The 12431-nt window shown below is 61.6% G+C and carries 11 protein-coding genes; 6 read left to right on the forward strand and 5 right to left on the reverse strand.

Features of this window, described 5'->3' with window-relative positions:
- Positions 1-86 precede the first annotated feature (86 nt).
- The 5 genes from glnT to F812_RS0115975 all read right to left on the reverse strand — a co-directional run bounded on the left by glnT (position 87) and on the right by F812_RS0115975 (position 5346).
- On the reverse strand, positions 87-1394 hold the full coding sequence (glnT, locus tag F812_RS0115955; RefSeq protein ID WP_020086987.1) for a type III glutamate--ammonia ligase: 1308 nt from the start codon (positions 1392-1394) through the stop codon (positions 87-89).
- A 55-nt stretch (positions 1395-1449) separates the two neighbouring features.
- Complete coding sequence (locus F812_RS0115960; RefSeq protein ID WP_020086988.1) at positions 1450-2784, reverse strand: FMN-binding glutamate synthase family protein; 1335 nt, start codon at positions 2782-2784, stop codon at positions 1450-1452.
- On the reverse strand, positions 2784-3470 hold the full coding sequence (locus F812_RS0115965; protein WP_026868188.1) for a GltB/FmdC/FwdC-like GXGXG domain-containing protein: 687 nt from the start codon (positions 3468-3470) through the stop codon (positions 2784-2786). The genes F812_RS0115960 and F812_RS0115965 overlap by 1 nt, the downstream gene beginning before the upstream one ends.
- Before the next feature lie 24 nt (positions 3471-3494).
- Complete coding sequence (locus F812_RS0115970) at positions 3495-4391, reverse strand: class II glutamine amidotransferase (RefSeq protein WP_020086990.1); 897 nt, start codon at positions 4389-4391, stop codon at positions 3495-3497.
- 289 nt (positions 4392-4680) lie between these two features.
- Positions 4681-5346 carry a helix-turn-helix domain-containing protein gene (locus F812_RS0115975; protein ID WP_020086991.1) on the reverse strand — a complete coding sequence of 222 codons (666 nt, stop codon included), beginning with the start codon at positions 5344-5346 and terminating at the stop codon, positions 4681-4683.
- Between the two features lie 370 nt (positions 5347-5716).
- Here F812_RS0115975 and F812_RS0115980 point away from each other — a divergent pair, with 370 nt between their 5' ends.
- From F812_RS0115980 to F812_RS0116005, 6 genes are all read left to right on the forward strand, one after another.
- Positions 5717-7492, forward strand: coding sequence for a trimethylamine N-oxide permease (locus F812_RS0115980; RefSeq protein WP_026868190.1), 1776 nt, complete (start codon positions 5717-5719; stop codon positions 7490-7492).
- Between the two features lie 174 nt (positions 7493-7666).
- Positions 7667-8272, forward strand: a complete 606-nt coding sequence (locus F812_RS0115985; protein ID WP_020086993.1) for a dimethylamine monooxygenase subunit DmmA family protein — start codon at positions 7667-7669, stop codon at positions 8270-8272.
- Complete coding sequence (locus F812_RS0115990) at positions 8269-9228, forward strand: PDR/VanB family oxidoreductase (RefSeq protein WP_020086994.1); 960 nt, start codon at positions 8269-8271, stop codon at positions 9226-9228. The genes F812_RS0115985 and F812_RS0115990 overlap by 4 nt, the downstream gene beginning before the upstream one ends.
- A gap of 36 nt (positions 9229-9264) precedes the next feature.
- Positions 9265-10305 (forward strand): heme-dependent oxidative N-demethylase family protein, encoded by a 1041-nt coding sequence (locus F812_RS0115995; RefSeq protein ID WP_020086995.1) that lies wholly within the window; start codon positions 9265-9267, stop codon positions 10303-10305.
- Between the two features lie 211 nt (positions 10306-10516).
- Positions 10517-11641 carry an aminomethyl transferase family protein gene (locus F812_RS0116000; RefSeq protein ID WP_020086996.1) on the forward strand — a complete coding sequence of 375 codons (1125 nt, stop codon included), beginning with the start codon at positions 10517-10519 and terminating at the stop codon, positions 11639-11641.
- A gap of 261 nt (positions 11642-11902) precedes the next feature.
- The gene (locus tag F812_RS0116005) at positions 11903-12424 is read left to right on the forward strand and encodes a SixA phosphatase family protein (protein WP_020086997.1); all 522 of its coding nucleotides are present in this window, start codon (positions 11903-11905) and stop codon (positions 12422-12424) included.
- Positions 12425-12431 lie beyond the last annotated feature (7 nt).

Genomic DNA, 12431 nt, shown 5'->3' on the forward strand with positions numbered 1-12431 from the left:
CGCGACTTGCGCACCATCAAGTGAATTCACAAAGTTTGGGCTCGCATGGCACCCCGCTGCGCCATGCGAGCCCTTCGCCCTCGCGATTAGACGTCGAGCGTGTTCGCGCGTTCCCACTCGGTGAGATGCGACGTGTAGGAGTTCCACTCGGTCATCTTGAGCTTGATGTACGAGTTTGCGAAATCCTCGCCGAGCATCTGCTTCAGCTCGGTGTCCTTGTCGAAGTTGCGCAGCGCATCGAGCAGGTTGAGCGGCAGCTTCGGCGCATCCGTCACGGTATGGCCAAGCTGGTACATGTCGATGTCGTAGCGCTTGCCCGGGTGAGCCTTACGGTGGATGCCCGAGAGACCGGCCGCGATGATGACGGCCTGCAGGAGATACGGGTTCGCCGCACCGTCCGGCAGACGCAGCTCGAAGCGGCCCTTGCCCGGAACGCGAACCATGTGCGTGCGGTTGTTGCCAGTCCAGGTAACCGTGTTCGGCGCCCACGTCGCACCCGACACCGTACGCGGCGCGTTGATGCGCTTGTAGGAGTTCACCGTCGGATTGGTGATCGCCGACAGCGACTCCGCGTGGCGCATGATGCCGCCGAGGAAGTGATAGCCCTGCTGGGACAGGCCCATCTCGTCCGTATTGTCGTAGAACATGTTGGTCTTGCCGGCCTTGTCCCAGACCGAGATGTGCGCGTGGCAGCCCGAGCCCGTGAGACCCATGAAGGGCTTCGGCATGAACGTCGCGCGCAGGCCGTGCTTCTCGGCAATGGCCTTGGTCATGAACTTGAAGAACGCATGACGATCCGCCGTGAGCAGGCTGTCGTCGAAGTTCCAGTTCATCTCCCACTGGCCGTTGGCGTCCTCGTGGTCGTTCTGGTACGGACCCCAGCCGAGCTCCAGCATGTAGTCGCAGATCTCGGAGATCACGTCGTAACGGCGCATCAGCGCCTGCTGGTCGTAGCAGGACTTCGTTGCGCGGTCGGCGTCATCGGAGATCTGCGTCCCGCACGGCTTGGTCAGGAAGAACTCGCACTCGACGCCGGTCTTGACGTAGAGACCCTCTTTCGCAGCTTCCGCCATCACGTTCTTGAGAACGACGCGCGGAGCCTGCGAGACGGGCCGGTCCTCCATCATGCAGTCGGCCGCAACCCAGGCAACGTCCTTGCGCCAGGGAAGCTGGATGAAAGAAGACGGATCCGGCAGGCCGAACATGTCCGGGTGCGCCGGCGTCATATCGAACCAGGTTGCGAAGCCGGCAAAACCAGCGCCGTCCTTCTGCATGTCCGCGATGGCGACAGCCGGCACCAGCTTTGCGCGCTGGCTGCCGAACAGATCGGTAAAAGAGATGAGGAAGTACTTGACGCCGCGTTCTTTCGCGAGCGCCGCGAGATCCTGAACCATGAACGTTTCCTATTAATCTTGCTTCTTCGTTTGCGTCAGAAAGGAAAAGGGGCGGCTAAAGCCCGCCCCCTCCAACACCCGGAATCCAGGTTGTGCCTGCCAACGGAACGCGGGCCATCGCCGCGGCCTCGACAGTCAGCGCGCAAAGATCCTCCGGCTCGAGGTTGTGAATGTGATTATGGCCGCAAGCACGTGCGATCGTCTGCACCTCGAGCGTCATCACCTTGAGGTAGTTCGCCAGACGGCGGCCACCCTTCACCGGATCGAACCGCGACATGAGCTCGGGGTCCTGCGTCGTGATGCCAGCAGGATCCTTGCCCTCGTGCCAGTCGTCGTAGGAGCCGGCCGTGGTGCCGAGCTGCCGGTATTCCTTCTCGTGCGACGGATCGTTGTCGCCGAGCGCGACCAGAGCTGCGATACCGATGGCCACGGCGTCCGCGCCGAGCGCGAGTGCCTTCGCCACATCCGCGCCGTTGCGAATGCCGCCCGACACGATGAGCTGCACCTTGCGGTGCATACCGAGATCCTGCAGCGCCTGAACGGCAGGACGGATGCAAGCCATCGTGGGCAGACCGACGTGCTCGATGAACACTTCCTGCGTGGCAGCCGTGCCGCCCTGCATGCCGTCGAGAACGACCACGTCGGCGCCGGCCTTAACTGCCAGAGCAACGTCGTAGTAAGGACGGGTGCCGCCGATCTTCACGTAGATAGGCTTCTGCCAGTCGGTGATCTCGCGGATCTCCTGGATCTTGATCTCGAGATCGTCCGGACCGGTCCAGTCGGGGTGACGGCAGGCCGAGCGCTGGTCGATGCCCTTCGGCAGGTTGCGCATCTCGGCGACGCGGTCGGAGATCTTCTGACCCAGCAGCATGCCGCCGCCGCCGGGCTTGGCGCCCTGACCGACCACGACCTCGATCGCGTCAGCGCGGCGAAGATCGTCCGGGTTCATGCCGTAACGCGACGGCAGGTACTGATAGATGAGCGTCTTCGACTGACCACGCTCCTCGGGCGTCATGCCGCCGTCACCGGTCGTCGTCGACGTACCGGCGATCGAGGCGCCACGGCCGAGCGCTTCCTTTGCGTGCGCCGAAAGCGCGCCGAAGCTCATGCCTGCGATGGTGATCGGAATCTTGAGCTCGATCGGCTTCTTGGCAAAACGCGTTCCGAGCGTCACGCCCGTCGAGCAGCGCTCGCGATAACCTTCGAGCGGATAGCGCGAGATCGAGGCACCGAGGAACAGCAGGTCGTCGAAATGCGGGACCTTGCGCTTCGCGCCGCCGCCACGAATGTCGTAGATGCCGGTTTGCGCGGCACGACGGATTTCGGACAGCGTGTAATCGTCGAAGGTCGAGGATTTGCGCGGCGTTGTCGGAGGGTTATGGTATGACATCAGTATGCGTCCGCGTTATCGATGTTGAAGTTGTAGAGCTTGCGGGCTGAGCCGTAGCGCTTGAACTCGCTCGTCTTCACACCCTTGACCCCGGCGTTTTCCAGAAGCTTCGCGAGCGCCTCGTGATGCTCCGGACGCATCTCCTTCTCGATGCAGTCGGCACCCAGGCTCTTCACCTTGCCGCGCACGAACAGCTTCGCCTCGTAGATGGAATCTCCGAGCGCGTCGCCCGCATCGCCCAGAACGACGAGGTGGCCGCTCTGCGCCATGAACGCCGACATGTGGCCGATGTTGCCCTTGACGACGATATCGATGCCCTTCATCGAGACGCCGCAACGCGACGAGGCATTACCCTCGATCACGAGCAGGCCGCCGCGGCCCGTAGCGCCTGCATACTGGCTCGCATCGCCAGTGATGCGAACCTTGCCCGACATCATGTTCTCGGCGACGCCGGGCCCGGCCGAGCCGTGCACCGTAACGGTCGCCTGCTTGTTCATGCCGGCGCAGTAATAGCCGACGTTGCCGCGGATGTTGACATCGATGGGTGCATCGATGCCGACGGCGACGGCATGAAAGCCCATCGGGTTGAGAACTTCCCACGCCTTCTCGTTCGAGCCTTCCGACTGCCGATGAAGATCCTGGTTGAGGTCGCGAAGTGGGGTCTTCGCCAAATCTACTGTTTGCATGATGATGAATGCTCCCGTCTTTTCTTATCTTTCCCAGAAGTACACGGTCGCAGGCTCAGGCTCCCAGACCCGGGCCTTTTCGATGCCGGGCAGGTTGGCAAGCGCGCGATATTCGGAGCCGAACGCAACATACTGATCAGTCTCAGCCATGACTGCAGGCTTGCATGCGATCGGATCGCGGATGACACCGAAGCCGTCCTTGGTACCGACGACGAAGGTGAAGAAGCCGTCGAGGTCATCGAGGCTGTTGGTCAGCGCTTCGCCAAGGTTCTTGCCCTGGTTCATGCGCCACGTGAGATAAGCGGCAGCGACTTCGCTGTCGTTCTGCGTCTCGAAAGTCATGCCGTCGTGCTTGAGATCGCGCCGCAGATTGTTGTGGTTCGACAGCGAGCCGTTGTGAACGAGGCACTGATCAGCGCCCGTCGAGAACGGATGCGAGCCCATCGTAGTGACGGCGCTCTCGGTGGCCATGCGCGTATGACCGATGGCGTGCGTGCCGGTCATCTTCGCGAGATCGAAGCGCTTGGCGACTTCGGTCGGATAGCCGACCTCCTTGTAGATCTCGATAGAGGCGCCAGTCGCCATGATGCGAACCGAGGGGAACTCCGCGCGGATCGTAGCCTTCGCTGCGTCAGCCTTGTCCTCGGGAACAGTCAACACCGCATGGGTGGACTTCAGCGAGAAATCGACATTGCTGCCGATTGCCTTGCTGACGGCGGCATCGAGGCCCTTGAAGTCGGCGTCCGGGTTGGGAGACGAAATCGTGATCTTGACCTTCCCCTTCTCCGGGGTGCCGTAGATCGCAAAGCCTGCTGAGTCCGGGCCGCGGTCGCACATGGTGGCGAGCATCTCGGCCGTAAGCGCGCCGAGCTGCGGCTCGAGCGCCTTGTCCTTCAGAAATAATCCGACAATTCCACACATCTGACGCGTGCCCTCGGGTTGTTGATTATGAGGAAACACTACAAGAGACAAATGGCCGCGTCAATGTTCGAGAAACAAATTTTCTTCTAAAGAAACTCCCCGTCTCATCCAACTCAAGCATCCGGCCGCGCGACACGCCTCGCGCAGCAGCCGGATTCTCCGCATCGGCCCGCAACTTGAGCGATGCCGGGGAAGCGCGGCTCCGCCCTCGCTGCGTAACCGAACGCGCCTGTGCACACGTCCGCTGTGCGGTGCAATACACGGCTGAAGGGAAGCGGAGAGCTCTCCGTTACGCCTTCCGGCGCTCGTAAATGATGATCGAAAGATAGATCGCCGGCAGCTCGATCAGCTTGTCGGGGCCGTGCAGCTCGGCGGAATCGAACATGATCGAGTCGCCAGGCTCGAGAACATACGAGCGGTCGCCGTGCGCGTACGACACCTTACCGCTCAGCATGTAGAGGAACTCGATGCCCTCGTGGCGGAATTCCGTGTAGGTGTCCGCGTCCTTGTTGAGCGTGATGATGTACGGCTCGACGGCGATGTCGCCTCCCAGCGATTGACCGAGAAGCTGATAGTTGTGGCCGACCTTCGTGCCGCGGCGGCGAATGGCGACGCCTTCACCCTTCTTCACATACGAGCAGCCCCGCCCGCTGTCGTAAGTCGCAAGCAGCATCGTAAGCGGCAGATTGAGCGCCGACGCCAAGAGCTGCAGCGTGGAAAGAGAAGGCGAAATCTGGCCGTTCTCGATTTTAGAAAGCATGCCGGACGAAATATCCGCAACGGATGCGAGCTCCGAAACTGTGAGCCCCGCGTGCTTGCGATAGTCGCGCACCTGCGCGCCGATCGCGTTTTCGAGGGTACGAATGACGATGTCCGGCGCGCCGGATCCCGTCGTCAGATGCGCAGCCTTGGCTTTCGTGCCTGGCTTCTTCGTCACTTTACGCTTGGCCATCATCGCTATCGTTTTTGTTTCACATTGAGAGACGGCGAGACCCGCCTCTGTGCTCTGCGCTGACCTGAAAAGCTCGGTATTCCAGCGCAAACACCGACTTCTCCAAACATCCCCGCTCCGAAGATGCATCATTCTTCGCGAGGTGACAAACGGGGAAGACGCGGAGAAAGATGTTTCCTCTCGCGAATATTTGTTGACACAGAAACAACCGCTGCGTCATTATTGCCCAGGGGGTTGCATCAGGGGTCCGGTAACAGACGGCACCCCAAAAAGCGATGCGCCCGCCATTGCCCGTCTGCGACACCGAAGCGCTCAACGCATGTCCGATGGCGCTCTCGCAGAGGGAAACAAAAAAAGCTCTGGGGAGTAAAAAATGAATGTCGTAACGGGCGCGTTGGCGGCTGACTCGCCAACATTACATCGATCAATTGACTGGAGAGGCGCGTTCTGGGTCGCCAGTGGCGTTCCTGCTCTCGTTCTCTTTTCCATTGGCGGCATCGCTGGAACCACCGGCAATGTCGCCTTTCTTGTCTGGATGGCCAGCATGTGCATGGGCTTCATCCAGTCGTTTACCTACGCCGAGATCGCTGGCCTCTTCCCGAACAAGTCGGGCGGCGCATCCGTTTACGGCGCCTCTGCCTGGGTTCGTTACTCGAAGCTGATTGCTCCGCTTTCCGTCTGGTGCAACTGGCTGGCCTGGACGCCGGTGCTCTCGCTCGGTTGCTCCATCGCAGCCGCCTACATCCTGAACGCACTTGGTCCGATCCCAGGCGCGGAGTCGCCGGAAGTCCTCGCCTGGGTAAAGGCGAACGCCAGCTCTCTCGCCGCCGATAGCCCGCGCATCGCAGAATGGCTGGCAGCCAACGCCGGCAAGACGGCCGAGGATGCACGCGCGGCACTGCTCGCGGCCGACGGCGTCTCGGCACTCACACCCGCGTTCCGCAACTGGACTCTTGTCAGCGGCTCGCTCGGTCCGGTCTCCTTCTCCCTCAACTGGACGTTCTTCATCGGCGTCGCGCTGATGCTGATGACGTTCGCGATCCAGCATCGCGGCATTCTGGGCACCGCCAACGTACAGAAGTACATCGGTCTGCTCGTGATCGTCCCGATGCTCATCGTCGGCATCGCGCCCATCGTGACCGGCCAGATCAACTGGGACAACTACACGCCTCTCGCACCCTTGAAGCAGGCCTACGTGCCTGAACATGGCGAGTGGAACATCGGTGGCTGGACGCTGGTGCTCGGCGGCATGTTCATCGCGGCCTGGTCGACCTACGCGTTTGAGACCGCGATCTGCTACACGAGCGAGTTCAAGAATCCGAAGACCGATACCTTCCGCGCGATCTTCTACTCGGGCCTGCTTTGCCTCGTGCTCTACACGCTCGTCCCCTTCACCTTCCAGGGCGTGCTGGGCCTCAACGGAATGCTCGACGCCTCGATTGTCGACGGCTCGGGCGTTGCGGCCGCTATGGGCAACATGGTGGGCGGAGGCGGCTTCGTCACGTCAATCATGGTCATGTTGATGATCTTCGCGCTCATCCTCGCGATCATGACGGCGATGGGCGGCTCCTCGCGCACGCTGTACCAGGGCTCCGTCGACGGCTGGCTTCCGCGCTACCTGTCTCGCGTGAACACGCACGGCGCTCCCACCGCGGCGATGTGGTCCGACCTCATCTTCAACCTCGGCCTTCTTGCCATCGCCGCGGCCGATGCGACGAGCTACTTCTTCATCCTCGCCGTATCGAACTGCTGCTACATCATCTTCAACTTCCTGAACCTGAACTCGGGCTGGATCCACCGGATCGACAACGGCCACATCGAGCGGCCGTGGAAAGCTCCCACGATCCTGCTCGCGATCGGCGTACTTTTCTCCTTCGTCAACGCCGTGTTCCTCGGCGCAGGCGCCAAGGTCTGGAACCCGGTTGCACTCTGGGCAGCCACCATCGCGGCCGGCCTCATCATTCCGGTGTTCATGTTCCGCCACTATGTGCAGGACAAGGGCCGCTTCCCCGCTCACATGCTGGACGACCTCAACCTCACCGAGGCCGACCTCAAGGTGCGCAAGGCCGGCATCCTGCCCTATCTGACGCTCATCGCAGGCGTCACTGTTGTTCTTCTCGCCAACTGGTTCTTCCAGCTTCCGGCGTGATGACGAAAGGACGGTGGGCCGCCAGGCCCGCCGTCACACGACACTGACCGAACAAGAAACTGATAAGAAACTGCACCAATAAAAAAAGACACAGCGCTAGGGCGATCTCCGAGCACAGCGAGGAAATCGCCCGAAGCGCCGTAAGAAACCAATAATCCTAGCGGAGAACTGCGCATGCTTGTCGAGGGCATCAAAAGCAGGCCACAGTATCCTGGCTTGATCGCCGACTGCTACGCGAACCATCACGTCATCGCTGCAGATGGCGATGGAGCACAAGCCATCATCGATCTCTTCAATCAACACGGTCCGCAGATAAAAGGCCGCGTCACCATCGTCTACGCCGAGACCCTGCCCAACAGCGCCGACTACACGACACGCCTGAAGCAACTGCCCGTCGAGATCGTCCATGCGCTGCCGACGGTCGTCACGGCGATCCGGCGCCTGACCGGCGTGCTCCACGTGGCGCGCATGGGAACCCGCATCTACGCCGCGGGAACCGAAACCATGATCGGCCTCACCGTCCAACTCGCACAGGAGCTTGGCATGGACCCGCAAGCGGTCCTGACCGAGCATCGCGGCACTATGGCCCGCCGCGTACAGTGCGTTCATTGCAAGGGATTTACCGAGAACGTGAAGACGAACATCGTCAAGTGCGCGCACTGCGGCGCAAATCTTCTCGTCCGCGATCACTACTCGAAGCGCCTCGCAGCCTTCCAGGGCGTGTGCGTCGACGCCGAGGTTCCCGGCGAGCTCCCCGAGATCGTCGAGGTGTTCAAATGAGTGGCGCTGAAATTCCCGTCCGCGTCGCCCGCGTCGAAACCGTCGCAGAGCGCATCAAGCGCATCCGCTTCGTCCCCATCGACGGACGCCCGCTGCCCACCTTCTCGGCCGGCGCCCACACCGTGGTCACGATGCGCGACGGCGCCAAGACCATCAAGAACCCCTACTCGCTCATGGGTTCGCTGAGCGACACCACCGGCTACGAGATCAGCGTCCTCAAGACCAATAATTCGCACGGCGGATCGCTGTACGTGCACGAGAAGCTATACGAAGGCGCTTTCGTCACCATCAGCCACCCCTCGAATCTGTTCGCGCTCGACCTTCGCGCGCGCAAGCATCTCCTCATCGCGGGCGGCATCGGCATCACGCCGATCATGGCGATGGCCGAGCAGCTTCAGCAGATCGGCGCGCCCTTCGAGCTGCACTACTCCACCCGCACGCCGAGCTCGGGCGCATACGTGGATGAGTTGAAGCGGAAATACGGCCGCAAGCTTCACCACTATCAGACCGTCTCCGCCCAGCGGATCGATCTCACCAATCTCCTCGGTCAGCAGCCCCTCGGAACGCATCTCTATGTCTGCGGTCCCGACGCGATGATCGAGGATGTGCTGCGGCTCGCCAAGGAAGCCGGCTGGCCAAGCCAGCACGTCCACGCCGAGCACTTCACCGCCCCGCGCGGCGGCCTGCCGTTCGATGTGGAGCTCACGAAATCGGGCCGAACCATCCGCGTGAAGGAGGACGAAAGCATCCTCCAGGCACTCGAATCCGCTGGCCTCGAGCCTCCGTATCTCTGCCGCGGCGGGGCATGCGGACAGTGCGAGACGGCCGTGGTGAGCTGCGACGGCAGCATTCTCCACTACGACCACTATCTGACCGACGAGGAAAAGCAGGCTGGAAACAAAATCATGATCTGCGTTTCTCGCCTCAAAGGATCGCGGATCACTCTCGATCTCTGATGTCACCTCCCGAAAAGCGGTCTTAGGAGCAAGCTAATGAATCAGGAATTCAAGAAAGAGACCTTCCGGGACGATTACACGTTCTCGAACAGCCCGGAGTCGATCAGGCGCTTCCCCTTCCCGTTCTGGGAAGACAAGTACATGTACTCGGTGAACATCGAGCCGCACACCAAGGGCCCTGCGGGCTCGGTGTTCGAGTTCCCCATCGACATCAACGAGCACTACGTCTCCGAGATGGCGGATCGCGCCATCGTCCTCAAGGAGGACCCGCTCCGCTGCCAGGCCCTTCCTCACATGATGCTGGCGCAGTGGGACTTTCTCGAGCTGCTGATGACCTCCATGGCGCGGGATTACCCGCAGTGGTTCTCGCTCAAGACCGAGGGCGACAACTGGCACTGGATCAACCGCCCGCTCAACATCGACCAGAAGTTCGTCTTCGGCGATCCCTCGACGCTGCCCTACGAGCCGATGGAGTACATCGGCCGCCAGTGCCAGGGTGACTTCTCGATCCAGGACCAGCGCGACGGACAGCTCTGGATGGATGCGGGAATCATCACCACCCAGGCCGATTGGTCGCTCGATTTCGACGTCGGCATGAACTTCATGGAATGGCACGGCCCGGTGCCGCTCGCCCATGACATGAAGGTGTTCGATCGCGCGCTGAAGTTCCTCTTGAACCTCCAGCTCGGCCAGCCTGTGCGCCGCCTCAACTGGACGATGACCATCAACCCGCGTCTCGATACCAGCCCGGAGAACTACAACAAGTGGGGCAAGGACCGCACCACGGTCACGCCGGAGAATGTCGGCGACAAGGTGCACCTGCGCGTCGAGCTGCAGGCGCTGTGGCGCCTCCCGCGCTCGAACGCCATCCTCTTCTCCATCCGCGGCTATCTGATCAAGATGCGCGAGCTGGTCACGGTGCCGAAGTGGGGCCGCCGCATGCATCGCGTTCTGAAATCGCTCCCGCAGGAGCTCATCGACTACAAGGGCATCACACGCTACCGCGACACCACCCTCGAATGGCTGTCTCAGTATGACGACGGCGCACCGACCTCTCAGGGCGGCGGTCCTGATTGAGATCTGAAACTTGCAGCGGACGATTGAGCTTCCACGCACAATCGTCCGCTGCGCTCATTCCGGACGTTTCCGCTATGCGTCCCGCATTCAAATTTCCCGAATTTTGAATTTCTCACTAAGAAAAAAAGTTGACTCAAAAGAAACGACGTGCGAGAAATTTGAAAAAGCTCGGCATGCGTATGCGCAGCAGCCCAAAAAGTACTCGGAGGAAATGATGTCGAATATCACCCGCAAAACTGCGCTCGAAAGCCGCCACCGCGCGCTCGGGTCGGACCTGACCCAGTCCTGGAACGGCATGCCGATTCCTCAGAACTACGCCACCGATCCCTATGACGAGGTTGCAGCAACGCGCTATCGCGCAGGCCTCATCGAGGTCACCGGCCTCAACATCGTCAACGTCTCCGGTCCGGACGCCACGAAGTTCCTGAACTATCTCCTCACCACCGACGTTTCGAAGGCCGCCGTCGGCGACTCGCATATCTCGAACACCGTCAACGATGCTGGCGCACTCATCGACGACGTTCTCGTGTACGTCGACGGCCAGAACACGTTCCGCATCTCCCATGGCGGCGGCGCCTTCGGCGAAGCGCTGAAGGAGTACGCGTCGAAGTACGACGTCAAGATCGAGCCCGATGACGATGTGCACATTCTCTCGCTGCAGGGCCCCGTCGCGCTCGATGTGTTGGCTCCCCATACGCCGGCCGATCTGTCGAAGCTCGGCTACTTCAAGCATCTGAAGACAACGCTTTTCGGCCGCCCGGTTTCGATCGCACGCGGCGGCTACTCCGGCGAGCGCGGCTACGAAGTCTTCACCAGCCGCGAAGACGCGGGCTTCATCTGGGATTCGATCCTCGAAGCCGGAAAGGCAAAGGGCGTCATGCCGGTCTCCTGGACCTGCCTCGACATCGTCCGCGTCGAATCCGGCCTGCTGTTCTTCCCGTTCGATATGCCCCATGGCGACACCACGCCTTGGGAAGTGCGCGCCGACTGGACCATCGATCTCAGCAAGCCTGACTTCCGCGGCAAGGCGGCCGTAGCCGCGAGCAAGGGCAAGGAGCGCTCGTTCATCACCGGCCTGGAAGTGGATTCCCACGAAGCCGTCACCCCCGGCGCGAAGGTTTTCGCAGGCGGCAAGGAAGTCGGCATCGTGACCAGCACCACCTTCAGCCAGCATCTCGGCAAGTCGCTGGCCATGGCCCAGATCGCGCCGTCGCACACGGCACTCGGCACGGCCGTCGAGATCAACGACGGCGGCAAGGTGCTCAACGCTCACGTCGTGCGGATGCCGTTCTACGACCCGCTGCGTTTCCGGACCCATCCGGCCTCGGAGCGCTGATTACCTCACGCCTCCAACACTACTTCACTACGTCTTCCTCCCAAGTACGATGCTGTTTGGTGCCGATCTTTTGACCATCGAGGTTCCCCTGGTTTCTTTAGACGGCAATGTCCATCCAAACAGCTAAACTGGAGCCCAAGCCAAACTTGGGCTCCTTTTTTTATCCTCGGCCGCTCACGCTTTTTGAGCCGCTCGGATGGGGGTGCTCACATTGGCCGTCAGGGCCCTTGACGCCGCGCTGCAATCCGCCATGCTCGCGGCATGCTGACTCTTTCCATCCTCCGCCACGCAAAGTCGAGCTGGTCCGATCCCGAGCTTGACGATCACGACCGTCCGCTCGCCAAGCGCGGCGCGAAAGCAATTCCCGCGCTCGCCAAGTTCATCCGCCATGAAAAGCTGAGACCGACGCTGGCCTTGTGCTCGGATGCCATGCGCACGCGCGCGACCTTGACGCTGCTGCTCGCCGAGCTAGGCCCGCCCGCGCCGCGCGTGGTTTACGACGAAGCGCTGTACCTTGCCTCGCCCGAGGTCACGCGCACCGTGCTCGGCCAGTACGCCGAGGACGAGCCGCACGTGCTGCTGGTGGGCCACAACCCCGGCCTTCACGCGCTCGCGCTCGAGCTTGCAGGCGATGGAGACCGCAAGACGCTCGCCGCCCTCGCGCAAGAGTTCCCCACGGGAGCGCTGGCCGTGCTCACCTTCAAGGCTTCGAGCTGGAAGGACATCACGTCGGCCAGCGGGCACCTGGAGCATTTCACGACCCCGCGTCGCCTCGAATCCTGAGCGGTTA

Origin of the sequence: Hyphomicrobium zavarzinii ATCC 27496, assembly GCF_000383415.1 — a bacterium.
Lineage (GTDB): Bacteria > Pseudomonadota > Alphaproteobacteria > Rhizobiales > Hyphomicrobiaceae > Hyphomicrobium_C > Hyphomicrobium_C zavarzinii.